At 42.4% G+C, this 23,821-nt stretch carries 25 protein-coding genes and 1 pseudogene; 16 read left to right on the forward strand and 10 right to left on the reverse strand.

What is annotated here, in order from left to right:
* Positions 1-48 precede the first annotated feature (48 nt).
* The 3 genes from BHE18_RS04040 (at position 49) to BHE18_RS04050 (ending at position 1,861) form a co-directional block, all read left to right on the forward strand.
* Entirely contained in the window at positions 49-522 is a 474-nt protein-coding gene (locus tag BHE18_RS04040) for a GNAT family N-acetyltransferase (RefSeq protein ID WP_071618221.1), read from the forward strand.
* Between the two features lie 18 nt (positions 523-540).
* Positions 541-942 carry a hypothetical protein gene (locus BHE18_RS04045; protein ID WP_071617354.1) on the forward strand — a complete coding sequence of 134 codons (402 nt, stop codon included), beginning with the start codon at positions 541-543 and terminating at the stop codon, positions 940-942.
* Positions 943-1,267: 325 nt separating this feature from the next.
* On the forward strand, positions 1,268-1,861 hold the full coding sequence (locus tag BHE18_RS04050) for a hypothetical protein (RefSeq protein WP_141771808.1): 594 nt from the start codon (positions 1,268-1,270) through the stop codon (positions 1,859-1,861).
* A gap of 587 nt (positions 1,862-2,448) precedes the next feature.
* Here the strand turns inward: BHE18_RS04050 and BHE18_RS04055 are convergent.
* From BHE18_RS04055 to BHE18_RS04075, 5 genes are read right to left on the reverse strand one after another with little or no spacing between them, the layout of a single operon-like run.
* Positions 2,449-3,540 (reverse strand): GerAB/ArcD/ProY family transporter, encoded by a 1,092-nt coding sequence (locus tag BHE18_RS04055; protein WP_071617355.1) that lies wholly within the window; start codon positions 3,538-3,540, stop codon positions 2,449-2,451.
* Positions 3,530-4,666, reverse strand: a complete 1,137-nt coding sequence (locus BHE18_RS04060) for a GerAB/ArcD/ProY family transporter (RefSeq protein WP_071617356.1) — start codon at positions 4,664-4,666, stop codon at positions 3,530-3,532. Before BHE18_RS04060 ends, BHE18_RS04055 begins: the two co-directional genes overlap by 11 nt.
* A 16-nt stretch (positions 4,667-4,682) precedes the next feature.
* Positions 4,683-4,910 (reverse strand): hypothetical protein, encoded by a 228-nt coding sequence (locus BHE18_RS04065; RefSeq protein WP_071617357.1) that lies wholly within the window; start codon positions 4,908-4,910, stop codon positions 4,683-4,685.
* Between the two features lie 2 nt (positions 4,911-4,912).
* Positions 4,913-6,115 (reverse strand): Ger(x)C family spore germination protein, encoded by a 1,203-nt coding sequence (locus BHE18_RS04070; RefSeq protein WP_071617358.1) that lies wholly within the window; start codon positions 6,113-6,115, stop codon positions 4,913-4,915.
* Positions 6,116-6,145: 30 nt separating this feature from the next.
* The gene (locus tag BHE18_RS04075) at positions 6,146-7,735 is read right to left on the reverse strand and encodes a spore germination protein (RefSeq protein ID WP_071617359.1); all 1,590 of its coding nucleotides are present in this window, start codon (positions 7,733-7,735) and stop codon (positions 6,146-6,148) included.
* 177 nt (positions 7,736-7,912) lie between these two features.
* Between BHE18_RS04075 and BHE18_RS04080 the strand changes: the two genes are divergently transcribed.
* From BHE18_RS04080 to BHE18_RS04100, 5 genes are all read left to right on the forward strand, one after another.
* On the forward strand, positions 7,913-8,155 hold the full coding sequence (locus BHE18_RS04080; RefSeq protein WP_071617360.1) for a hypothetical protein: 243 nt from the start codon (positions 7,913-7,915) through the stop codon (positions 8,153-8,155).
* A gap of 35 nt (positions 8,156-8,190) precedes the next feature.
* Complete coding sequence (locus tag BHE18_RS04085; RefSeq protein ID WP_235860247.1) at positions 8,191-9,105, forward strand: alpha/beta hydrolase; 915 nt, start codon at positions 8,191-8,193, stop codon at positions 9,103-9,105.
* A gap of 274 nt (positions 9,106-9,379) precedes the next feature.
* Positions 9,380-10,876 carry a phytoene desaturase family protein gene (locus tag BHE18_RS04090; protein ID WP_071617361.1) on the forward strand — a complete coding sequence of 499 codons (1,497 nt, stop codon included), beginning with the start codon at positions 9,380-9,382 and terminating at the stop codon, positions 10,874-10,876.
* Positions 10,877-11,105: 229 nt separating this feature from the next.
* Positions 11,106-12,632 carry a phytoene desaturase family protein gene (locus tag BHE18_RS04095; RefSeq protein WP_071617362.1) on the forward strand — a complete coding sequence of 509 codons (1,527 nt, stop codon included), beginning with the start codon at positions 11,106-11,108 and terminating at the stop codon, positions 12,630-12,632.
* A gap of 171 nt (positions 12,633-12,803) precedes the next feature.
* Entirely contained in the window at positions 12,804-13,910 is a 1,107-nt protein-coding gene (locus BHE18_RS04100) for a glycosyltransferase family 2 protein (RefSeq protein ID WP_071617363.1), read from the forward strand.
* 465 nt (positions 13,911-14,375) lie between these two features.
* On the opposite strand, the gene BHE18_RS04105 is transcribed toward BHE18_RS04100, so the two are convergent.
* From BHE18_RS04105 to BHE18_RS04120, 4 genes and pseudogenes are all read right to left on the reverse strand, one after another.
* On the reverse strand, positions 14,376-14,825 hold the full coding sequence (locus BHE18_RS04105; RefSeq protein WP_071617364.1) for a hypothetical protein: 450 nt from the start codon (positions 14,823-14,825) through the stop codon (positions 14,376-14,378).
* A gap of 29 nt (positions 14,826-14,854) precedes the next feature.
* Positions 14,855-15,289: an Hsp20/alpha crystallin family protein gene (locus tag BHE18_RS04110; protein WP_071617365.1), complete on the reverse strand. Its 435-nt coding sequence runs from the start codon at positions 15,287-15,289 to the stop codon at positions 14,855-14,857.
* A gap of 27 nt (positions 15,290-15,316) precedes the next feature.
* Positions 15,317-15,559, reverse strand: a complete 243-nt coding sequence (locus tag BHE18_RS04115) for a spore germination protein (RefSeq protein WP_071617366.1) — start codon at positions 15,557-15,559, stop codon at positions 15,317-15,319.
* A gap of 37 nt (positions 15,560-15,596) precedes the next feature.
* Positions 15,597-15,830 (reverse strand): annotated as a pseudogene (locus BHE18_RS04120) (spore germination protein); the annotation flags it as partial.
* Positions 15,831-16,198: 368 nt separating this feature from the next.
* On the opposite strand from BHE18_RS04120, the gene BHE18_RS04125 reads away from it, so the two are divergent.
* From BHE18_RS04125 to BHE18_RS04165, 8 genes are all read left to right on the forward strand, one after another.
* Positions 16,199-16,699 (forward strand): RNA polymerase sigma factor, encoded by a 501-nt coding sequence (locus BHE18_RS04125; protein ID WP_071617367.1) that lies wholly within the window; start codon positions 16,199-16,201, stop codon positions 16,697-16,699.
* Positions 16,696-17,412: a hypothetical protein gene (locus tag BHE18_RS04130; protein WP_071617368.1), complete on the forward strand. Its 717-nt coding sequence runs from the start codon at positions 16,696-16,698 to the stop codon at positions 17,410-17,412. The genes BHE18_RS04125 and BHE18_RS04130 overlap by 4 nt, the downstream gene beginning before the upstream one ends.
* A 62-nt stretch (positions 17,413-17,474) precedes the next feature.
* Positions 17,475-18,329 (forward strand): ABC transporter permease subunit, encoded by an 855-nt coding sequence (locus BHE18_RS04135; protein WP_071617369.1) that lies wholly within the window; start codon positions 17,475-17,477, stop codon positions 18,327-18,329.
* Positions 18,326-19,339 carry an ABC transporter permease gene (locus tag BHE18_RS04140; protein WP_071617370.1) on the forward strand — a complete coding sequence of 338 codons (1,014 nt, stop codon included), beginning with the start codon at positions 18,326-18,328 and terminating at the stop codon, positions 19,337-19,339. Before BHE18_RS04135 ends, BHE18_RS04140 begins: the two co-directional genes overlap by 4 nt.
* A gap of 363 nt (positions 19,340-19,702) precedes the next feature.
* Positions 19,703-20,131: a YybH family protein gene (locus BHE18_RS04145; protein ID WP_071617371.1), complete on the forward strand. Its 429-nt coding sequence runs from the start codon at positions 19,703-19,705 to the stop codon at positions 20,129-20,131.
* A gap of 368 nt (positions 20,132-20,499) precedes the next feature.
* Positions 20,500-20,898: a VOC family protein gene (locus tag BHE18_RS04155; protein ID WP_071617373.1), complete on the forward strand. Its 399-nt coding sequence runs from the start codon at positions 20,500-20,502 to the stop codon at positions 20,896-20,898.
* A gap of 396 nt (positions 20,899-21,294) precedes the next feature.
* A complete protein-coding gene (locus tag BHE18_RS04160; protein ID WP_071617374.1) occupies positions 21,295-21,948 on the forward strand; it encodes a uridine kinase family protein in 654 nt (217 codons plus the stop codon).
* A gap of 237 nt (positions 21,949-22,185) precedes the next feature.
* On the forward strand, positions 22,186-22,383 hold the full coding sequence (locus BHE18_RS04165; RefSeq protein ID WP_071617375.1) for a hypothetical protein: 198 nt from the start codon (positions 22,186-22,188) through the stop codon (positions 22,381-22,383).
* A gap of 71 nt (positions 22,384-22,454) precedes the next feature.
* Here the strand turns inward: BHE18_RS04165 and BHE18_RS04170 are convergent, their stop codons facing one another.
* Positions 22,455-23,729 (reverse strand): PucR family transcriptional regulator, encoded by a 1,275-nt coding sequence (locus tag BHE18_RS04170; protein WP_071617376.1) that lies wholly within the window; start codon positions 23,727-23,729, stop codon positions 22,455-22,457.
* Positions 23,730-23,821 lie beyond the last annotated feature (92 nt).

Below are 23,821 nucleotides of genomic sequence, written 5' to 3' on the forward strand. Positions count from 1 at the left end.
AAAATTTATGAGCATGCAAAACAGAAAAAGATAGGGGACAACAGAATCATGGATCTGCATATGAGGGAAGCCGCTAGAAGAGATTATGACGCCATTCATCACATACAAAAACAAGTACACGAACTACATACAAAGGAACGGCCGGACCATTATAAGATGGCGGATATCACATTGGACAGGGAGTATTTCGACAGCTTGATCGACCGGGAACACACAAAGGTATTCGTATTGGAAGAAGAGCAGCCGGTCGCATATTCTATCCTCACAATCAAAAATACTGCGGAAAGACCCATCCTCATCCCAAGGACAGTAGTCTACATGGACGATTTCGGTGTCGACCGGAAATACCGGGGAAAAGGTGTCGGAAAACTGTTTTTCGAGAGAATAGTGGAGTTTGTAAAGAGCACAGGAGCTGACTCATTGGAACTGTCGGTATGGGAATTTAATGAGAGTGCTATAAAATTCTATGAATCTATGAATTTAAAGACTAAGACGAGGGGGATGGAGATTGACTTATCATAAGAAAGCAGGAGATTTTATTTGAAGAAAAAGATTATGGCATCCCTGCTCATACTGGTTTTAACGGGATGTAACCAGAATAAGGTTCTCCATAATAAAGACTTAGAAGAGTCAATATATACAGTTGTTGAAAATGAAAAGAATAGTGAAATAACGGTTGCCCCCCTCACAGATTTCAAATGGGATCAGGCATTCTTATTCCATCCTTACACTCCTCAGGAACAGATGGAAAAACAAATGGGTGTTGAGTTTGAAGACCGAAGCAATCTCAGAAGCAGGGATGATATCTATTTATTGGTCTTTCTGCATGATGGTAAGGCAATACAATATGCTGAAATGGATCGTAAGCAGTGTGATTTTTCAATCGGGAGTAGTGAGTTTCTTGCTCCGGATATGGACTTGATAGAAATTAATAGGGATTAGAGGATCGGATTTATGTTGAAAAAACGATAAAAGGAATGAGTAAATGATGACGAAAAAGGCTGGGTTAAGTTGTATGGTCTTAACTTTTATAATACTTTCAGCAGCAATGAATTATAGCTCGCTTAACTTGGCGGAAAACGCTTGTATTGACAACAATAAGATCCCCACCGTTGAAAAGAGTGTGCTTGCTTTTAATTGGTCGGTCTATTGTAAATAAAATTGCGGTGAGAGCCAAAACTGGCAGCTGTCTTCTATCCTGAAATTTTATTGATATTAACAATGTTTTTAACCAATACTAGCATAAAAGACTATGCTGGAGTGGGTAATGTTGATTACAAAAAATCAGGAAAATAGGCTCGATGTGATACTGGAACAACAAGAGAAGGTTGTTTCCATGTGGCTGGACTATTGGAAAGACTTCTCTGGTTTTGATACCGTCCCATTCTGGGTGATTACTTCGATGCTGGTGGTTCCTCTTGTCATTATTTATTTTAAAATCGACCGGACGAAGGCCTTTCAAATAGGGTTTTATGGGTTCAATATCCATACCTGGTTTACATATTCCGATGCGATCGCCATGAGGACGGGGCACGTCTATTATCCATTTCAGGTGATACCTGTTTTGCCCGTTAACTTTGCCCTGGATGCTTCACTTGTCCCGGTCACCTTCATGCTTGTCTACCAGTGGTGTATCAATAACAATAAAAATGTATTTCTTTACGGTGTTTTGACCTGTGTGTTTTTCGCTTTCTTATTCAAGCCTGTCATGAACGCATGGGATTATATCCAACTGGGTAATGGCATGAATTTCTTTTATCTCTTTCTCAATTATCTTGGCATCTTGATTATGGCCATAGTCATTACAAGGATCTTTCTTTATTTTGAAAAACATCCAAAAAAGGCCGGGAAGACGGATTAGGAGCGTGGGAACGGATCTAGTGGGTAAAGTGAGGACGGGTCTCACTCTGCCACTTGTGTTAAAAAAACGGACCAAAACATCAGAGAGTTTCATCATACACGGTCAAGTCCGACGTTTTATCCGGAAAAGCAGGATAATTTCCATCCCTGGCTATCTCTCTAGTCTAATTTCTAACTTCAAAATCACGTCCTGATTCCGGGGCGGCAGATGCAATAAAGCAAGGGGGCAACGACCAAACTTGTTTATCTTGATAAGAGATTTTTTAAAAATGTGGATGCAGTCATATGTTATTTAGTCAAACAACCCGGATTAATGAATCAAACCTGGAGTGAAAGAGAAATGTCCGCTTAAACCGGGGGTATTTCCTCTGCAGCGGAAAGAGATATTATCAAAACCGGGACGGATATTATCAAAAATCTGGATATATTATCAAAAATACCTCATTTATTATCAATAAAGGAAATATATTATCAAAAACATATATCTACCTCCGATTATACCCAATGCCGTATCTCCGTTCATAACCCATTCAACCCCGTTCAACCGCAGTCAACCCACAATGCACGCTCTCGCTTTGCCTCCCCAACTCAACCCAGCTGCTTTTTCCTGATCTTTGCTAGTAAAAGAATCAATAAAGGTCCCCCTATTCCTAAAATCAGCTTGTAAGAAAGTGAGACTTTAATAAACGTTGAGAAGTATGCGTTGTCAGGATATACGATATTTCCAAGATACCAAAGCACAATTCCAAGTGGAAAGGCTACCGTGTTTGGGTTTTTTATTGAAAAAATAGAGCAAATGCCTATGCAGCTGACGTAGTAGCAGATTAGTAATTTTACAAACAGACTGATGATCCAAATCGCAGCGATGAGCACTTCTACTCTTTGCAGAAAATCTGCAATGTTAATTTGCTTGGCTAATATGAAGGTTGGGTAGGAATACATAGATGCAACTTCGTGTCCAATCACACTGATCACAAGGAACGTTAGGATGATCAGTGATACCCCGCCCATTAAGGAGCCCTTTATCATTACCTTTTTAATATCCACTTTTGTATTCACACAGGGAATGATGATAAGAAACACCAGAAACTCTAAGAATGGGAGAGACAGGAACGATAATGAACTTTGTATTATGGGTTTTACACCCGCACTCATTACAGGTTCAAGCTGCTTAAGTTCGATATCAGGTATCAATAGCAGAATAAAGATGATGAACAAAATAATGAATGTTGGATATAAGGTTTCTGCGAAACGAGACATTACTTCTATTCCTTGCTTGACCCCATATATCACCGGAACCAGGAAAAGAAGATGTATATACTCTTTTGGAGTTTCAATCATGATTGACTGAGTGATAAAATCCCCCATATTACTGAGTACTTGTGCACTGAGAAAGAAAAAATATAAGAAATAAAGAGCATTAACAAATTTCCCTGCGTACGTAGTGAATATCCGTTCATTCGCTTCATAAAGTGTCCGGCAGGAAAATACTTTAGCCATGTGTATGTATAACAATACGATTAAAATGCCGGAGCCAAGACCCAAAAAACCTGAGATCCAGCCATCATTTTCTGCTTGTAAAAGCGCCGGGGGAATCAGCAAAATGGAACTTCCGCATGTAAACATGACCACCAGAATCTGCAGCTGCCGTGATGATATTACCTGTTTCTCATCCTGCATTTCCTCCAACTCCTTCTGCATTCTTAGAGGTTTTTTCGATTTTTTTCTTAATAGGAATCATGATAAGAGAAATCAATGGAATGAATAATCCAAACAACAATGAATAAGAGAGGATTACATCAGAGACAAACATGGTAAAAAAGGCGATATTCGGATAGATGTAAACAGAAAAGTAGAACACGCAGACTCCTATCGGATAGGTAAGGATTTTTTTGTTTTGAAAACCCAACAGTTCACCCAGACCTGTCACTGTTGAATAAAAACAAATAATCACCTTGAAAAATATACTGATGATCCAAACGGCAGCAGCAATAATTTCCACTCTCTGCAGAAAATCTGCAATATTGATCTTCTTGGCGAGAACATAGGTGGGAAATGGAACGAGTGAAGAAAATGAGTAACCCAATACTATTAAGATAAGGAATGTGGTGATGACAAGAATCATTCCCCCTATCAATCCTCCAATGATAAAGGACTTACCGACTTCTTTTTTTTCACTTACATGGGGGGATATCATCGTTAAAATGAACAGCTCTAGATACGGTACAGTCAAGATGGAGAAAGATCCGTTCAATACAGGTTTCAAACCTTCTCCCAATACTGGTTCCAAATTCCTGAATTGTCCTTCAGGGATAATAAAGACAATTAATAAAACCAATAGGATCAGGAAAGTAGGATAAATGACTTCTGCAGACCTCCCGATCACCTCCAGGCCTTTTATGACTCCGTATATAATTGGCAGCATAAATAAGAGATGAATATATTCTTTCGGAGTTTCTATCATGATCTGTGTAGTCATAAAATCTCCCATATTACTAACGACTTCACAGGTGAGTAAAAAAATGAATACTAAATATAAAGAAGATACTGCTTTTCCTGCAACTCTCCCGTATATTTTGTTAAATATAGAAAACAGCGATTCCCCTGGATAAGCCTTTATCAATCCCAGATATATCATGATCACACCTATACCAACCGCCACCCCAATAAGGCCGGATATCCATCCATCATGTTGACTTGATTGAATCAGAGAAGGGGGGACCAGCAGAATCGAACTCCCTACCGAAAAAAATAGAACTAAAAGCTTAAACTGGCGGGGGGATATTTTTTCTAACGGACCATTCATATTATCTCTCCTAGCTCTACTTAAAGAAGCTGTTGATCCATTGGGTCATTGGTTTAAATAGAAAGATGATGACATTCAACGGATTGGGAATTTCCAAATGAAACGCTTCTGCAGCAAAGAGGCCGATTCCAAAGGTAAGGATCGTCAAATAGATAATGAGCTCTTTCTTTTTTTTCTTTAAAGCTTTTAAATCCACTAAGAACATACCTGCTGATATTCCGAGAATAATGATCAAGTTGACCAACCTTATCCCTCCTTACTCAGTGAATGGCCTAAAGAACCTGTATTTCTGACTTTGGCAGAAACGCTAATATCATATTGTATTGCCGGAAACAAATCTTCCCATTCATTCTTGTGCTTCCTCCAATAGGAGGGTTCTTTCCGATGTAACACACTTCCAAATCCAAGCGTATCTGATTTGAATTCTTCTTGAGAGACACGGATTGCTTCAGTGATGTCTGACTTTATATGCTTTGACAAGTTTTTCTCAACCTTTTTTAACACTTTCATATCAGAAGGGTCCAATTCACATTCCACGTCCACAAGATTTCCTTCTGCCTCTACTTCAATCGTTATTTTCGGAACTCCGTCAATAAGCTTCGCATTCATTTTTGCGCTTGAACGGATTATTTCAACTGTCAATTTCTCTTCTTTATTCATGGGACAAGAGACCATTTCTGATGTACTTTTTATATTCCCTTGCGAGTAGTTGTACCCTTTACTCTGCTGCTCATTAAACCAACCCGCAATCTTTCCGCCCTTGAAAACAGCTGAGTTATCAAGTTCAAGATATGTTTTGGGATCGGAGGTTTCCGTATTGGGTACCTGCGAGCCTGCCTCAGCATCTCCCATAACCTTAACACCGGAAATCACCAGTTCTTTCCCATCTGTCTTTAAGTCTTCAAGCACTTCGTCAAATTCATAGGCAGTCGCACTTCCAAGATTTTCATTTGATGATTCGAGCATGGTTTTTAATGATAAAGCAGGGATCGGTTCCAAAAATGTCAGTGTCTTCACAATGTCCTTTGCGCTATCCCCGTCTTTTGCCACCACTACATAGAAATCTGTTCTGTACTCATGATCTCTTATTAATGGATCCAGAAATTTGGAAATATCCTCTTTCACCAATTCTTCTTGAAGCACCAGTACTTGAATATGGCCAAAATATGTTTTGCGCGGCGTTAATTTGGTTAATTTCCGCCAGGTATCGAACAATGCTTCCCCTTCAGCAGAAAGGGTCCTTACAGTGGATCCGACAGCACCCTTTTTGGTTGCTTCAGAAGAAACAGTAGGATTGATTACCTGCACTGTAAACTGATAGCCTTTTTCGGTTTTATCCAATCCGATGGCAAGGGCGATGACCAATTCATTCAATTCTCTCCGGTTCCAGCAACCGGTGACAAGGCTCGAACAGAGGAGTAAAATGATTATAACTTTGAGTATTTTCATTACCCGGATCATCTTCCTTTCGGATGGTTTCTAGTTATCAGTGGATTTTTTCGCTGCCTGCTTTGTCAAATTCGTTTGATTGATGAGCCTCGGTCTATTGGAAAGCCATTTCAGCGGGAAGTGGAAGATGGAATCTTTTTGATCTGGCTTGTTATACGGAGCAATCGGAAACATATATGGAATGCCGAATGAACGCAGGCTGCAAAGATGGATGACCATCATAAAAAGCCCTATCGTAACACCGAACAAACCGAAAGTAGCAGCTAATATCATAAAAGCAAAACGAAGGCCTCTTACTGCTATCGCCAGGTTGTACGCAGGAAAAACGAATGTAGAAATCGCAGTAACGGCGACGACGATGACCATGGCCGGAGTCACAAACCCTGCTTCTACAGCTGCCTGCCCGATAACCAATGCACCGACGATGGAAATGGCCTGACCTACCGCTTTAGGCATCCGGATACCGGCTTCCCTTAGAATTTCAAATGTTACTTCCATGATTAACGCTTCTACAAAAGCAGGAAAGGGAACACCTTCCCTTTGGGCGGCCAGCGTAATCATCAATGCTGTCGGAATTAATTCCTGGTGATACGTTTTAATCGCAATGAATAGGGAAGGGCTCAATAAGGCAAAAAAGAATGCTACATAACGCAGAAGCCTTATAATCCCGAAATCGGAACGCTGGTAATAGTCTTCAGCAGATTGAAAGAATTGCGGAAAGACAACCGGGACCAGTAATACAAAGGGTGTTCCATCCACCAATATGGCAATCCTTCCTTCAAGCAGCCCTCCAGCCACCACATCCGGCCGTTCTGAATTGAACATAGTGGGGAAGGGGCTGATCGTACTGTCTTGAATAAGCTCCTCTATATATGCACTTTCTAATATTGCATCAATATCGATTTTGTCGATCCTTCTTCGCACTTCTTCGACAATGTCTTCATTCGCAATACCTTTTATATACATGATGCTTACATCCGTATGCGTATATCTGCCGACCACCCTGCTTTCAAGCCTCAAGTCGACACTTTTTATCTTTCTTCTCACCAGACTCGTATTCGTCCTGATATCTTCGGTAAATCCTTCCTGAGGACCTCTTACCACACTCTGTGTCTGCGGTTCACTCACATCCCGTTTGTTCGGATCTTTCGTCTTCGCCACGACTGCCTGATTATACCCGTTTACAAGTATGACGGAGTCTCCGGAGAGGATCGCGGAAAAAATATCACCAAAATGATCACAGTACTCGACATTGCCGATTGTCATGATTGAATCTCCGAGTGTAGTTATAAAATTAAGACTGTGGTCTTCTTGTATATACTTTTCAGTCCATTCCATCACCGATTTTATGACACTGTCCTGAATCTGCTGTGCACCGGATAATCCGTCAATATAGACAATGACCATCGTTATTTCAGGGTGGGGATGAATTTTTCTGAAAATCAGATCTCCACTATCTCCCAGGACGCTTTTTAAGTAAGCGATGTTTTCATCTAAATTACTCTTTAAGGCGTCATGGTTATTGTGGCTGAGAGGGTCGTCCACTGCGATGGGTTCTTCCCTTTTATATTTCGGGCTCTTTTTTTTCTTGTTCTTGGGTATGATCTTAATTGGAGACATATGTTCTTCACCCCCTGTATTGGACTTTTTTATACTATTTGCAATTTGCTTCCAAATATTCACGGGAGCAGGGTCGAGAGGGGCATTCGCATATGAAGGATCGTTTCTCGTGAAAGATCAGGCAAAATCACTCAATTTGTCAGGAGATTTTTTATAAAATGCAGAAAGCTGAACTGTATGGCGCCACAAGACTGGGGAACAGGAGATATTCCCCCTAACAAAGAGGGTATTCGCGCGACTGTCGGAGTGGATATTATCAAAATCGGCGCAGATATTATCAAAAATCCAAATATATTATCAAAAACAGCCCATTTATTATCAAAAATCCAGATATATTATCAAAAACTTTTATTCACCGCTACTAATACCCGTTACCGTATCGACCGGTATACCCACGTACGAACTTCATCTCCACAATAAAGGGTTATCCCTCTCACCCGGAGAATACTTACTAAATGAAAGAATCCATATTAAAAAGTGAGGTCACACTTATGTTCCGTTCATTAATCGCAAAAGTACTGCGCCTCCTCCCCGATAAAGCAATGAAAACACCGACGATCCCCCTTGAGGATGTCGAAATGAAAAAAGATATTGTAGTTGAAACATCCGTTGGACCCACTCAGATATCACTCTATTATCCCCTTGGCGCGAAGCAGGAAAAGTATCCTGTTTATATCAATTTCCATGGAGGGGCTTTTATCATGAATGATAAGGAACTGGATGATCCTTATTGCCGCTATCTGGCCAATCATGCAGGGTGTGTCGTCCTGAATGTCGAGTACGGGAAAGCGCCGGAGTATCCTTTTCCGAGGCCGATCCATCAGGGCTATGACATTCTGGGGTGGCTGAAGGGGAGAGCAGATGAATTGGATATTGATGCGGGAAAAATCATGGTTGGCGGACAGAGTTCGGGGGCAAATATCGCCGCAGCCCTTTGTCTCTACCTTGAAGAAAAAGGAGAGGACCAGCCGCTGCTGCAGGTGCTGTCCTGCCCGATGCTGGATTTTGTCACACCGCATGCGGATAAGCCGGAACCGGATAAGCTGCGCGCCCGCTATCCGCAGGTGGCACAGTTCATCAACATGTGTTACGTACCGGACAAAGAACATGCCGCACATCCCCTGGCATCGCCTGTTCTAGCCGAGGTCAACGGCCGCTTGGCTTCGGCCCTTATTCTCATAGCCGAATTCGACGCATTCAGGCCGGAAGCGGAACGTTATGCAGAGAAGCTGAAAAGGGCAGGGGTGAACGTGCAGGATGTTCTGTTCAGGGACTGTTCACATGCGTTCACTCATCTCGGTCCTAATGAAAAAGCGGAAGAAGCCTTGCAGCTGATCGCTGGAAAAATCGAAGCGGCGTCGAATCTGTGAAAATTGAACCACCGCTATGAAACACATCCAAAGTTTTTTTGGTGGGAACAAGGGTATAAAATAAGTGCTGAGGATACAGACTTGATAGCATTGGAAAAGCGTTAACCAAGCCGTTTGACGGCTTATCATAGTTCAGTGATCCCGAGAATGATCAGGAGGAGACGGATATGACCACAGGACAAGGCCAAGCGGGATGTGCGAATCTACCCCGGGGTGAGCATAACCAAAAGATTGTACATAAGAGCAGTAACAAAAAAAGGAGGTGCGTTAATAGATGAAAAATAAAACCGTAATCGTCATCGGAGGCGGACTCGGCGGATTGTCGGCTGCTATTTCACTGGCACAGGCAGGATATGATGTCTCCCTATATGAAAAAAACAATCACATCGGCGGGAAGCTGAACAGGCTGGATCAGGATGGGTTCGGCTTTGATCTCGGCCCGTCGATCTTGACGATGCCGCAGATCTTTGAGCGTTTATTTGCAGCGAGCGGGAAATCGATGAAGGACTACGTCCGGATTGAGAAGCTGGATCATCAGTGGCGTTCCTTTTTTCCTGATGGAAATATCATAGACTTATATGAAGATTTGAAGGAGATGGAGGAGAAGAATCCTTCCTTGAGTGAAAAGGATATCCGTGAATATCAGAATCTGCTGGACTATTCTAAAACGCTTTATGACATGACGGATAAGACCTATTTCCAGCATGGTGTCGACCGGACGAGGGAAATCATGAAGCATACGGGTCTGTTCAGTGCGATTAAGAATTTCGATCTGTTTTCGACGGTTCACGGAGCCATTGATAAACGGATCAGCAATGAGCAGTTCCGCGATATGCTTTCCTATTTCATCAAGTACGTCGGTTCGTCGCCATACGATGCCCCGGCCGTGTTGAATATGATGATTTACATGCAGCATGACCAAGGTGTCTGGTATGTGCCCGGCGGGTTGAACAAGCTGGCGGACGGCCTCGTGAAGCTGGCTGAGGAAGTGGGCGTCACCTTCCATCTCGGAAGTCAGATCGTCAAACTTGAAAAGAAGGATGGCGAAATCACGGGGGCCGTATTGGAAGACGGGACAACACTGACGGCGGATTATTTCGTTTCCAATATGGAAGTCATCCCGGTTTACGAACGGCTGCTGGAGGAAGACAGCCACTATATTAAAAAATTAAAAAAGAAATTCGAGCCGGCCAGTTCCGGACTCGTGATGCATCTGGGTGTGAAAAAGAGCTATCCGCAGCTGCGCCATCATAATTTCTTTTTCGCTGAAAATATGAAAGAGCAAATGCAATCGATCTTCCATCGACGGGAACTGCCGAAAGATCCGGTCATTTACCTGGTCAACGTCAATAAGACCGATCCGACTCAGGCTCCTCCAGGTCATGAAAACATTAAAGTGCTGCCCCATATTCCTTTTATCCGGGACGAGAACCCGTTTACACAGCAGGACTATGAACAATTCGCCGAGCAGACCCTGATTAAATTGGAAAAAATGGGTCTCGACGGTTTGCGCGAAAATATTGTCACAAAGGATATGTGGACACCGGAAGATATCAGGCGGACGTACGGATCCGACCGCGGCGCGATCTATGGTACCGTGTCGGACAAAAAGAAGAATAAAGGGTTCAAGCATCCGAAACAAAGTGAACGCTATAACAACCTCTATTTTGTCGGCGGCACGGTGAACCCTGGCGGCGGAATGCCGATGGTTACGTTGAGCGGCCAGCTGGTTGGGAAGAAAATCGTGGAGAGGGATTCATCCCTTGTGTGATGAGCGTTTTGTTTTATGGAAAATTAATGGGATTCCCGGTATCATTCATAAAACAATGGGCTATATAAAAGTACCGAGCTCACATCTTATGGGATTCCCTCCCTATTCCAGGGGGAGTTAGCTTTAATTGAAAAAGTTGATGAAGCAGATGTTGTAATACGGGTTATTTGGAAACAATGGGACGTGAAAAGGTTGAAGAATATGGGTTCTTGGAAATGAGGGAAAGTACATGAATAAAAAGGTGATTGTCGTTGGAGCGGGTGTCGCGGGGCTTGCCAGTGCGATAAGACTGCAGCACGCAGGGTACCAGGTGGAGCTTTATGAGAAAGGATCCACACCCGGCGGCAAGATGAACAGAATTGAGCTTGATGGCTACACATTTGATCTGGGTCCGAGCATCGTCATGATGCCGGAGCTGTACCGCGAACTGTTCGAATTATGCGGCCGCGACCCCGATGATTATATCCCAATGCAAAAATTGGATCCGATTTACCGCGCGTATTTCAGTGACATTCCCGATAAGCCTTTTGACATTTCCTCGGACCTTACAAAATTAACAAAGACGATTGAATCGATCAGCGAAGAGGACACGGAAGGATTTTTTCACTATCTGCATGAAATTTATAAGCGCTTTGTGATCGCCAAGAATCATATTCTTCACCGGCCGTTCCGGAAAAGGTCTGATTTTTACAACCTCCCGATGCTGAAGAAAGCGTTGAAGCTGAAGCCGTACGACACGGCCGATTCTTTTATAGGGAAATTCATCAAGAATGAACGGCTGAAGCAGCTGATCAGTTTTCAAACGTTATACATAGGCATTTCCCCGCTGAAGAGCCCGTCTTTTTATACGATGATCCCGATGATCCAGTTTTTATATGGAGTTTGGTTCATCAAAGGCGGGATGTATACGATGGCCCTTGCCATGGAGAGGCTCTTCAAGGAACTCGGAGGGAACATCCACTATGGTAAAGCTGTGCAGGAAATAAGCATAGTGAATCGCATGGCGGATGGAATCATCGTGGACGGGCAAAAGATTCATTCGGATTATGTCCTCTGTAATGCAGACTTCCCCTATGCCATTAAACATCTGGTCAAAGATAAAAGGGCGAAAGGCAAGTTCACCGATAAAAAGATCGACAGCATGAAATATTCCTGTTCCTGTTTCCTGTTATATCTCGGAATGGACCGTAAATATGAAGAAATCGAGCATGTACATAATTTTATTTTTAATGTAAACCTGGATCAGAATCTGAAGGATATTTTTGACGGCAAGAAGCTGACGAATGCCTCCTTTTATGTCTATATCGCTTCAAAAATAGATCCTTCCCTTGCACCCGAGGGGAAAGACGGTTTGTATATTCTGATGCCCGTTTCAAATGTCGCAACGGCAGACTATCAATGGGACGAGGAGACCATTTCTTATTATCGCAGCTACATTTTAAATGAACTGAAGAAAATCCGCGGATTTGAAAACATCGAAAATGAGATTGTAACAGAAACGTGTACCACACCACTCGACTTTGAATCGAAATTCAATGCCTATAACGGCGCGACGTTTGGGCTGCAGCCAATCCTTGAGCAGAGCAACCACTATCGTCCCCAAAGCAAGGCAACGCATTGTGAAAATCTGTATTTTACCGGAAGCAGCACCCATCCCGGAGCCGGTGTCCCAATTGTCCTGTTATCGGCGAGGATCGCCGCACAGGAACTGATTCAGGACGATACCGGGGAGATGTATGATTATTCTGTGAGGTAGAGGCTGAGCGGCAGCAGCAGGTGGGGACGTGAATAATGGCTGATCGGTTTCATGTTTTATATGAAGAGATGATAAGGAAACGAACATTTATGACGACCGGCCGGCATCATTACGGATGATAGTTGTAAATAAAGGCTCGTCAGGCCATTTAGAAAAAAGGGGGCAGGTTGAATGACAGCATCAGAAGTAATTAATCTCGCTATTGGGTTTCTGGCTATCGTGATCGGCATCATCATGTTCAGGTCCTTGCCGGTTCCCGGTTTCACCGCAAGAAATGCGGCCGGTCTCCCTTTCCTGTCCATCATCATCCCTGCCAGAAATGAAGAAGGCAGGATTTCACCTTTGTTGGAATCGCTGCAGGACCAGCGTTTCAGGCAATTTGAAATACTGGTGGTTGATGACGATTCAACGGATCAAACTGCTGCAGTGGCTAAGAGCTTCGGTGCCACGGTACTGAAGAATAATGGTGCGGGAAAGTCATCGGCCTGCTGGCTCGGTGCCGAACAGGCAAGGGGAAGCTGGCTGCTGTTTTTAGATGCGGATACGAAATTCACCAGTGTGGATGGGTTAAGCAAATTATTGCATTTCTATCAGGAAAAAGGAGCAAGGGGCATCGTGGCTTTGCAGCCTTTTCATACAGTGAAACGCCTGTATGAACACCTGTCCGTTGTCTTTAACATCATCGTCGTTGTGGGCATGAATCTATTTACGATCTGGGGATCGCGGTTTAAAACCGCAGGCTCGTTCGGCCCGTGTATTCTATGTAACCGCGACGATTATTTTTTGTCTGGCGGGCATAAAGGGATCGAGGGTGCCATCATGGATGACCTTGCCCTGGGGGAGGCATTTCTTGAAAAAGATCTCCCGGTCCGATGCCTCGGCGGAAAAGGTATCATCTCGCTTCGGATGTACCCGGAAGGCCTCGGGAGCCTGATTGAAGGCTGGTGCAAAAGCTTTGCCGTCGGTTCAAAATCCACTCATCCAGCCGTCATGCTGATGGTGATCCTCTGGATTGCCGGCAGCTTCATCACGGCCGGGGCATTCATTTCATCCATTATTGATTGGAACCCCGCCGCTATGATGTTCAGCGGGGCATTGTATATCCTTTATTCGATCCAAACGGCATGGTTTGCCCGCAGGGTCGGTGACTTCAGATGGTTTGTATTCCCTTTTTATCCGCTATTGTTTATGTTTTTTGCAGGAATCTATCTGTACTCCTTCATCAGAGTGAATGTATTTCATTCGGTGAATTGGAAGGGGCGGAAGATTAAAGTTTGACGCGGGACAGGGGGACAGGTACCTTGTCCCACTGGCCGGGAGTGAGAATTCTTAACGGATATTTATTCGATTTTTCAGTCGAACTTAGTCAATATACATACAAATGCCTGTAAATCTGCTTGGAGCGGTTTGAATGCCACTGTCACCGGGGGTATTAGTGGTGGCAGGGTACTATTTATTATCAAAAATGGACTTCTTATTATCAAAAATCCAAATATATTATCAAAAACCAACCATTTATTATCAAAAATAGAATTATATTATCAAAACTATGTTTTTAACGCTTTCTATACCTGCTGGTGTATCGATCGTCGTGGAAGGCATGTGCCTACTGTAGTCAATCATTCTGGACGGATCTGCTGCTTCCAAAGCAGCAGATCCGTCCCTTTTTTATGCAGGCGAATAGTTTCTTGCAGTGATTAGAGCACAGGCGCAGATTGGTCACTTACAAAGAAAAAAACATCCCTATGACAAAGGAATGTCCTTGGTGCGGGCACTGCGCACCTTTTCTCTGGAGGTTACGTTTACCTTGGGAGAAAGTTGTTTAGATGTTGGGCGCTCCGTTTCGCCGGGAGAAGGTGACAATTCTTTTGTGAATTCACTGGGCTGCTTTAGTTTGTCATACGTTGTTCCGATGTATAATTGTCCTTTTAAATCTTTGATACCAAGATTCCCGAAATTGTTACTCAAGTCAGCATGGTCGATGTTGACATTTTCGATTGATAAATGCTCAATGACAATTTTTGAAGGCTCCTGCTGGGTGGAAAGATTGTTCTTAAACCCTGACACCATGCTTGTTTTTAACAATTGAACTTCGTTTTCAAGGGCCTGGATTTTGACCTTCAATTCATTGTGTTCTTCATCGATGCTTTTCTTGATGAATGAAGAGAGTTTTTTTTGAAGATAGGTATACATGTTCTCACATTCTTTTTTGTTGGTATTTTTTACTGTGAGCCTCCGTGCAGTGAAACCTCTTCTATTTTCCGGGGATAAGCCACTTGTATGAGTCCGTTAAAGAATTGAATGTTGATTGATTTCGCCTCGGCCGGTTCAGGCAGGGGAATGGTCCTTTCGAATTCCCCGCTGAACCGCTCTGAATGTATTTCTATTTCTTTCGGATAGAATTGCCTGACGGTTCCTTTGATCAAAAGATTGGTGTTGGAGCTCAATGAAAATTTGATATCCTCTTTTGTCAGGCCTGGAGCTTCCAGGATGATGCATACATGGGTGTTATTTTGATATATATCATATTTGGGAAAGTCATCATCCGTATTGAAGAACCGGGTCGGGTTTTTACTCTCGAAGACGCTGTTCCAGAAGTTATCGCTTTTATACTGATTGGTCAGTTCAAGCCACTTTTTCATTTTTTCAATGTCCATCGATTATCACCTCATGAAGCGTTCCATCTAGACTTGAAAAGCATAAGGGAAGGACGGATTCGCGATTTGATCCTGGTCGCTGACATCAGGGTCGATTACACCGGTATTCATTTGTGAGAAGGTAGGAGAAAAATCACCAAATGAAAGTGTGGCTCCAAATAACTTGTCGTTGGACGTATGACTGTTATGAACCGTCGGACCGATATCGACGTTCCCGTTTTGGGTCACTCCGTTAACTTTAATATTGAATATGTTGATTTGATAAGGCATTAGGGTCCTCCTTTTCTTTTTCTCGTGGATCAGCCGGCACCGGGACCGGTACAGGTAAAGGTGCGCCTACATTGGCTGTATCTGCATTGCCTAAATCTGACTGATCATTTACATCCGGATCGATATATACATTTTCCATCATGGATTCTGTAGGGGAAGTATCACCGTATGAAGAGTTAATGCCTTGGGATTTATTATTGGACGTATGACTGTTATGGACAGCCTCCCCAATGGTAATGGATCCATTTCCTGAGATGCTGTTTACCTTCATACAGTATAGGTTAACTACAGTCTGCACAGTTTCCCACCTCTCTGTCTATGAAATACTATATGCTCTAACCAGCCCAATCGTTCGATTCTTTGAGAAATTGCAAGGCAGCAGCGGGGGGAGCGTTAAGTGGGGTGGAAGTACACCCGGCATCATTTTATGCAAAATGAAAACCGTCCCCCCTGCTTTAGCATCCAGTTTTTATATTTTTTATTGAGGACGGCGCCATAGTTTGAAATAATTGGCAGTGAGAAGGCGGCAGATTCATATTCAACAAGGTATTTTTTATAAAAAATTTCAGAAAAAGTGAAATAAAAAGAAATTTGATTCGACTCATTAATGAGTGTGCACATGGGTGGGGGTTTCGTTAGATGTCATGCAACAGGATTTCCGACTGGTTTTACAAATATAATAAGGATATTTATCATTACCTGATTTATTATACGGGGTCTGGGGATATTGAAGACTTGGTTCAGGAAGTGTTTTACCGTGCGATAAAAGGGGTTGATCGCTTTCAAGAGAATTCAAGCCCCAAGACATGGTTGTTTGGCATTGCCAGGAATGTTGGGTTAGATGAGATCAGAAAGAAAAAACGTTCAAAAATCTTAAACACATTGGCGGGCAGGGATATCGAGGATTTAAAAGAAAAAAGTCCCGATAGCATCTTGCAGTTCAATGAGCAGAACAAAATACTTTACGAGGCCATCCATTCTTTAAAAAGGAACTATCGGGATGTCATCATCTTGAGAGGGATAAAAGAATTTACGGTATCAGAAACGGCGGACATATTAAATTGGAATGAAAACAAAGTAAGAATTACCTATCATCGGGCGTTAAAAGCTCTGCAAAATAAGAAGGAGGGGCTGCAGTGAAAAAGGAATATGACAATTCTCAGGTGTATCAATTGGCAAGTGAAATCACCGAAATGCCTAAACCGGATTATGACAGGCATTTTAATCAATCTGTACAGGAGAAAATACATAAAAATTTAATGGATGCCGCCATAAAGCATGAAATGAAAACATCTTTACGAAATAAGATGCAGCCCCTCTTTTTGAGTTTGGCAGGAATAGCTGCATTAGTGATGATAATATCTTTTGTAATTCCTTTTGATCAATTCACTACAAACAATGCAGGCAAAAATGAAGCTTATCATTTCTCAGGAAATGTATATAATCTTCCAAATCAAGTTGTCATAAAGGGATTAAGCAATTTTCCGGAAGGGACCGTTATTACGCTTGAAAAATCAGGGGATAAGAATAACTCTTTTGAGCTTGAAGACAAAGTGAAGGTTAATCGTGAAGGGTCGTTTCAGTTTGTGACTGAACGTGTAAAGAGGGATAAACAGCTCCTGCTTAACGTCATCATCTATCCTCATCTTCAGACACAGGATGTGAAAAACATCTTGGGGGAACGAGGTAAGGAGTTAAAAGATGTGAAAAATACGAAAGGTGCCTTTAAATATCGCTTCAACGGAAACGATTACTATGGACTTAAGTTGATGGGAGTGGCGTATCGAGTCGACACAACTGAATACCATCTATTGCCGAAAGATCTTAGGGAAATGGAAACCCTTGCAGACTAAAAGTAGGATCGTCACCTTATATATGCTGCTGATGGTCTCAAGGATGATTGGAGGGGAGAGTAGTGAAATCTGTTATTAAACCTGTTATGGAGCCATTATTAATCATATTGGGAATTGTGCTGGTCAGTTCGACAACAGCAGTATTTGATATAGAGACTTCTTATTTTGATAGTCTTCTGTCCGTTTTTAAAGATATCATCCAACCGTACGAGCTTGTGTATGTTAATCCAGTATCTGAAATTGAACGGGAGGTGTTTCCACTCTTATTCATCGCCTTTTTCAGCAGTGCCAGGATAGTGTTTCTTGCTTTGGCCATTGCCATTCTCACTTCATTGCTTCTGCTCGTATTTTATTTTATTTCAGGTGAGTTTTTTAAAAAAATTATCAAGGCTTGTTCAGTCGTCGTGAGTTCGCTGCCTGATATCTTCATTATAGCCGTTCTTCAACTCGGTGTTATATTATTCTTCAAGAGCATGGGTCTTTTGTTGATTGACGTAGCATCAACGGGGGAAAATCAAGTGACCCTCTTTCCTGCAGTCACGCTGAGTATTTTACCCACTTTTTTCTTTTTGGGGTTATTGGTCTCCTTTTTAATAGAAGAAGAACATTTATCATATGTTGAGCTGGCGAAGAGCAAGGGACTGAATAAGTACCGCATTTTGTTTATACATATGATCCGGAATATCCTGATCAGTGTCACGTATCACGGGAAGCAGATTGTGTGGATGATGCTGTCCAATTTATTGATTCTGGAATATCTTTTCAATGTGTTTGGCGTTACCTCTTTTCTATTTTCCTATAATTCTCCTTCCATCTTTGCGATCACTGCCATCCTGTTGTTCCTTCCAATTTATACATTACTAAAGAGCCTTCAGTTGATCATAAAGAAAAGGATTGGAAAGGAGATGAGTTTATGACGAGGGGGAAAGTGAAGATTCTAATCATCTTGTGCAGTGGATTTATCCTCATGCTGCTGGCAGGCAGCATAACGTTTAACTATCTGTTTGAAGGGAAGATACCGCAAACACTGCTGGCATACAGCCAGGATGGAAAGGTCTTAGGTAAAGCACCGTTTGCACCTTCGATTGAACATCCTTTTGGAACAGACCGGAACGGATACGATATGTTCTATAAAGTACTTCAGGGTGCGCAATATACCCTCGGTGCGGCAGTCGTCATCTCAATGCTGGGCTTTGCGGTCTCTTTCATCGCGGGGGTCGTTTGGGGATTTATGAACTCTGCCAATCAGTTCATCTCTCAAACACTGCTATCATCCCTATATTTCATCCCCCAATCCATCATTGCCTACAACATACTATTCCCATTACTATGGGAGCCGCCGGGAGGTTTTGAAACCACCTTTATGGCAAGAGTGACGCTGACCATTATCACCCTTGCCGTGATCACCGTCCCGACCACGGCCGTTTTAATCTCAAATGAGACCAGGGAGATACTGAAAAAAGAATTCATATTGAGTGCAAAGGTGCTCGGAGGAAGCAGGATTTTTCTATTCAAAAAACATGTCATGCCTCACTTGAAGCTAAGACTCTCCATCATTTATCCGAAAATCGTTATTCAGGTATTGTTGATTATAGCGCATCTTGGTTTTTTCCAGTTGTTCTTTGGAGGCACAGACGTATGTTATGGACCTTTCTGCGATCCACCCAAACCTATCGTTCAGGAATGGGCAGGAATCATGGCCCTGAATTTCCATGAACTCTTCAATGCCTGGTGGATCTTCATGGTTCCCATGTTCTTCTTTTCTTTGACGATTCTTTCGTTGAATGGGGTTGTCAGGGGGTTAGAAGCAATGTTGGATTCCAATACTCCAGTTGTTTTGAAAAAGGGAAGGAAAGACAAGGCGAGTCAAACAACGAGTAATAAGAAAGTAGCTGGGGCAGAGGATTTTAGGAGGGTGAGCGGGTAGGAACGCAGGATCGCATCTTCCCGGATATGACAATAATCAAAAATTTAGAGCTGGTACTCTTGCTTGGAAAGGATGAAGTTTAATAGAAAAAATCTTTCAATCCAATGGGTGAAGAAAAATTTGACCAGTATACCCAGCAGTTATTGGAAACTTTCAAACAAACCGGTGGAGGAGGGGGCCAGGTCCACTTTGCATAACGTTAGTGAAGCATGGGACAAAGGATTTCCCGCTTCTTTTTAAGTTCGATTGTTGGTTCGTCCAAGGGTCGTGATACTTTAATCTTCTCAGGAATGGAGGAATTCATAGAATCAGTATGGAAGAAATAACTGAACGATCAAAACTCAGTGCAAGGGAGATGGACTTATGTCTGAAATTCAGGGGGTCCTTGAAAATTACAAGCAGGCTGTAAACGAGAGAGACATCGAAAAATTTTTAGCGGTGTATTCATCTGACGTACATATTTATGACTGCTGGGGGAGCTGGGAGTGCAAAGGGAAAGATGCGTGGAGGGATAGCGTTTCAGGCTGGTTCCACGATTTAAAGGATAATGGCGATGTACTTAAAGTGGGTGTAGAAGATGTAGTGATTGAAGAAAATACGAATCTCGCATTCGTTCATTGTGCTGTTACGTTTGCTGCTTACAAAGAAGGATCCGAAGAAAAACTGCGCCAGATGACCAACCGGTTTACATTTGGCTTGAAACGGGTGGACGGCTCCTGGCTGATTACCCACGAACATTCATCTTTGCCGATAAATATGGAGGATGGGAAGGGAATGTTTGATTTGAGGTGAGGGGTGAGTGATGTCGCGGGACCGGAACGGGGCTTTGAGGCATTTCTTAATAAGATTTATCCCTATCCTTTTTCCAGTTATACGGCTTGTTTGCCCAATTGATAAGCAGCATCGTCAAGAATATAAAAAAACAAATGCTGATATTCGCTGTCCACATTATATGTCCATTGATGATGCCTTGCCAGAAGGTTAATGCTGATAAATAGATTAAAGGGTAACGGATGCTTTTTTTGAACAATGATGCTGCCCCCTTTTTTAGATTGCGATCTGTTCGGTTACCTATAGAGCAACCAATATATTCAATTATAACGCGTTCTCCAGTTTTTGTAAGTTATTTTATGTAAATTCAAAAAAGGAGTAGATCAATCATGCATAAAGTCACACCATTTTTGATGTTCCAAGACGGCAATGCAGAGGAAGCGATGAAGTTCTACACTTCCATTGTGGAGGATTCTGAAATCACAAATATCGTTCGTTATGGTGCTAATGAAAGCGGGGATGAAGGGACGGTTATGCAGGCTACGTTTGAATTGAAAGACCAGGAATTCATGTGCATCGACAGTAATATACAACACCAGTTTACCTTTACACCTTCCTTCTCGATTTATGTGACATGTGATTCCGAAGAAGAACTCGATCATCTTTATGAGAAGCTGAATGAAGGTGGACAGGCTCTTATGCCGGTGGGGAATTATGGGTTCAGCAAGAAGTTCGGCTGGTTAAATGACCGGTTTGGGGTATCGTGGCAGTTGAATTTGCCTGAGTGAGTTAGAGTGGGGGGCGGGTGTGTCGGGGTGTGGAGAGAAGTACCACGATTGGAATATGTGTGTGGCCCGGGAATGAGAATTGAGACATGAAATTCACCTTTTCGATCTGATTTCATCCTTTTTTAATAAGGATTCGGTAAGGATGCCAGGAAGCTATCAAGTAGGATAGGGTTTACTGTTGTCACTGCGGGTATTATCCGGTCAGGATTTATTTTATTATCAAAACCGGCCCGCTTATTATCAAAAATCCCAATATATTATCAAAAACGAACCCTTTATTATCAAAAATAGAAATATATTATCAAAACCGCCTAATCACTAGCACTAATACATGGTGGGGTATCCGACATAACGCTCTAACAAACAGATAGAACAATGAAAAATAACGGAGGATTTATGGACAAGATCATACACAGGATAGCCAATTGGGTAAGAGGCACAGATAAAAAAATCATCATTGGTATTTCAGGTCATGGGGCTTCTGGCAAAACGATGTTTGCAAATGAACTTATTAGGCAGGTAGGGCGGGATGACTTGAATTATATGAATACCGACCCCTATATTATCGGTTCCTCTCAAATCAGGAAGTATGCAGTAATAGATTATGAATATAACAATGAACGTCATCAAGATAAGATGACGGCTTGCCACCCGGGTGCCCATAACATACTGGCTTTAGAGCGGGACCTGCATATGATCAGAAATGGTCTGGATTTATTCACAATGCATTGGGATTATGCAAAGCGCCGGTTAATCTCTCACCGGAACAAAGTCAATATTATTGAAGGGATGACAGTTGCATTTACGGATCCAAGCCTTTATAATTTGAAAATTTACCTCTATACAGATGGGGATACCGAATTAAGGAGAAGGTCTCATCGTGATGTGAAGGAAAGAGGGACAAATATCGATTATTTGAGGCAGTCGCATGAAGAGCGCAGGATTCAGTATGAGTTATTTATGCACCCTTATAGTGAGGGTTTTGATATTGTAATTAAGAATTCGGATGAGGGGTATGTTGTGGAAAAAAATAATTTGTCCACGGTGTGAGGAATTACCATTGGGTTGAACGGCAGCCCGAAGGAGATGGTGGGGCACAGTGGACAAGTACTGCGTCTCAAAATGCGTGCAGTGGTTTGAGGGGACAGGTGCTGTGACCCGAATAGTAGTCTAATTTTACCAGGGAAATTCACTCTTTTGGGCAGGATTTCCGTTTGTTTTAGTTAGAATCCATTATGATTGAGACAATGATGCAGGTATTTCGAATATGAGCAGGGGTATTATGGTGTGTATGATCGTTTTTATTATCAAAAATGGCAAATTTATTATCAAAAAATCCGATTTTATTATCATAAATCAGCAATTTATTATAAAAAACACAAATATATTATCAAAACTATGCTTTCATCACTCTGGATACCTGGCGGTGTATACACCCGTAAGCCCAATGGGACCGGCTCTACCCGCCTTGAAAAAGCAGGATGAGAACCGTCCCCAATTAACCCCCGGCTCAACCCGCCCCAAAAAAACAGGAGCAGAACTGTCCCCATTCCGCCCTAATCCATTCCCTTCAACGCATCTTTATAACGCTGATAATAAGCTTCCACATTATTCAACAACAATAATTCAGTATATAAGTACACTTTCATATTGAAGTTATTGAAATCAATTGTGGTCAGCTCTTGTATTTTTTTGATGCGATAATTCAAGGTGTTAGGATGGATGAACAATTCATTGGCGGTCTGTTTACCTTTTCCGTCATTTTTCAAATAGACTTCGAGTGTCCGGAGCAGATCTGTCTGTTTTTTGACATCATTTTTGATCAACGACAGCAGGTCATCACTGTAATAATCCTTTGATGTGTTTTTTTCATAGAGGGCAGGGAGGTACCGGTAAATGCCCAACTGCGCGAATTCCCGCGGCATCGATTCGGGACGCGGGCTGATGAAGTTGGCGGTTTCGATGACCTCAGACGCTTCCAAGAAGCTCTTCCTCATTTGATAGAGGGAGGTATATTCCTTTCCGACCCCGATCAGGAAATTATAAAATTGTTCCTCACCTGTTTGTTCTTTGACCTTTTTGGCCAAATCCCTGGCTAGTTCCAGCGATGAAAATGGTTTATCAGCTTTGCCGTATAGAACAAGGATCACCTGGTATTCTGTTTTCAACGCGTAAATAGTTGAGTGGAAGGCGGTCTCTTGGACAAGCCTCTCCAGATGATGGAGCATAGGTTTGTATTGTGGTGATGTGATTGAATAGACGGCCACGGTAAACCTTTCGGGTAATGTCAGTTTGACAAGTGATGCATCATGGCGGAGCTGGCTTTCACTTCCGTATTCATGCTGAAGGAGGCGCCATAATACTTCTTCTTTTTTGTCTTTTTTAAAATTTGCCTTTGCGTAAATATCATTGATCAGATTCCCCAGGTGGGGGCAGATCTCTTCAAGGAATGCAAACTCTTCACTTTGGAGAAGGCGGCCGGATTCCTGGACCCAAATATACCCGATCGTATTCCCAAGATATTTTGCGGCAATGACGACACGCTGATGGAATCCGAGTTCTTCCATGGGTTGAACACGGATCGGACTCGATTGGTTTTCCAGCCTGTGTACGATGCCTTCTTTTTTCAGCCGGTCGATGATGAAAATCGGACATTTCTTCGTAAGGATTGTCTTTTGCTGTGTCTGGTCGAATTTATCGAAAGAGGAACTGTAGGAAATCAATTCGAAATTTTTGTTTTCAATGATGACGGGGTTGCCTAATTTTGAATTGATCAATTCCGTCGCTTTATGGATATCTTCAGCCTGCAGGATTAAATCTTTTGCTTCCATAGGAATCTTACCTTTCAACGAGAGTCATTATCCCTATTATATCGTTTAATTCCTGAATGAAAAGGAAAAGCTCCCCGTTGGCAGGGGAGCTT

It is taken from the genome of Rossellomorea aquimaris (genome assembly GCF_001877785.1).
Lineage (GTDB): Bacteria > Bacillota > Bacilli > Bacillales > Bacillaceae_B > Rossellomorea > Rossellomorea aquimaris_A.

Bases quoted from the DNA above. Each gene is read 5' to 3' on its own strand.
- BHE18_RS04040 (WP_071618221.1), top strand. From the start codon at position 49: ATGGATCTGCATATGAGGGAAGCCGCTAGAAGAGATTATGACGCCATT.
- BHE18_RS04050 (WP_141771808.1), top strand. From the start codon at position 1,268: ATGTTGATTACAAAAAATCAGGAAAATAGGCTCGATGTGATACTGGAA.
- BHE18_RS04055 (WP_071617355.1), bottom strand. From the start codon at position 3,540: ATGCAGGATGAGAAACAGGTAATATCATCACGGCAGCTGCAGATTCTG.
- BHE18_RS04060 (WP_071617356.1), bottom strand. From the start codon at position 4,666: ATGAATGGTCCGTTAGAAAAAATATCCCCCCGCCAGTTTAAGCTTTTA.
- BHE18_RS04070 (WP_071617358.1), bottom strand. From the start codon at position 6,115: ATGAAAATACTCAAAGTTATAATCATTTTACTCCTCTGTTCGAGCCTT.
- BHE18_RS04075 (WP_071617359.1), bottom strand. From the start codon at position 7,735: ATGTCTCCAATTAAGATCATACCCAAGAACAAGAAAAAAAAGAGCCCG.
- BHE18_RS04080 (WP_071617360.1), top strand. From the start codon at position 7,913: ATGGCGCCACAAGACTGGGGAACAGGAGATATTCCCCCTAACAAAGAG.
- BHE18_RS04085 (WP_235860247.1), top strand. From the start codon at position 8,191: ATGAAAGAATCCATATTAAAAAGTGAGGTCACACTTATGTTCCGTTCA.
- BHE18_RS04090 (WP_071617361.1), top strand. From the start codon at position 9,380: ATGAAAAATAAAACCGTAATCGTCATCGGAGGCGGACTCGGCGGATTG.
- BHE18_RS04095 (WP_071617362.1), top strand. From the start codon at position 11,106: ATGAATAAAAAGGTGATTGTCGTTGGAGCGGGTGTCGCGGGGCTTGCC.
- BHE18_RS04100 (WP_071617363.1), top strand. From the start codon at position 12,804: ATGACAGCATCAGAAGTAATTAATCTCGCTATTGGGTTTCTGGCTATC.
- BHE18_RS04105 (WP_071617364.1), bottom strand. From the start codon at position 14,825: ATGTATACCTATCTTCAAAAAAAACTCTCTTCATTCATCAAGAAAAGC.
- BHE18_RS04110 (WP_071617365.1), bottom strand. From the start codon at position 15,289: ATGGACATTGAAAAAATGAAAAAGTGGCTTGAACTGACCAATCAGTAT.
- BHE18_RS04115 (WP_071617366.1), bottom strand. From the start codon at position 15,559: ATGCCTTATCAAATCAACATATTCAATATTAAAGTTAACGGAGTGACC.
- BHE18_RS04125 (WP_071617367.1), top strand. From the start codon at position 16,199: ATGTCATGCAACAGGATTTCCGACTGGTTTTACAAATATAATAAGGAT.
- BHE18_RS04140 (WP_071617370.1), top strand. From the start codon at position 18,326: ATGACGAGGGGGAAAGTGAAGATTCTAATCATCTTGTGCAGTGGATTT.
- BHE18_RS04145 (WP_071617371.1), top strand. From the start codon at position 19,703: ATGTCTGAAATTCAGGGGGTCCTTGAAAATTACAAGCAGGCTGTAAAC.
- BHE18_RS04155 (WP_071617373.1), top strand. From the start codon at position 20,500: ATGCATAAAGTCACACCATTTTTGATGTTCCAAGACGGCAATGCAGAG.
- BHE18_RS04160 (WP_071617374.1), top strand. From the start codon at position 21,295: ATGGACAAGATCATACACAGGATAGCCAATTGGGTAAGAGGCACAGAT.
- BHE18_RS04170 (WP_071617376.1), bottom strand. From the start codon at position 23,729: ATGGAAGCAAAAGATTTAATCCTGCAGGCTGAAGATATCCATAAAGCG.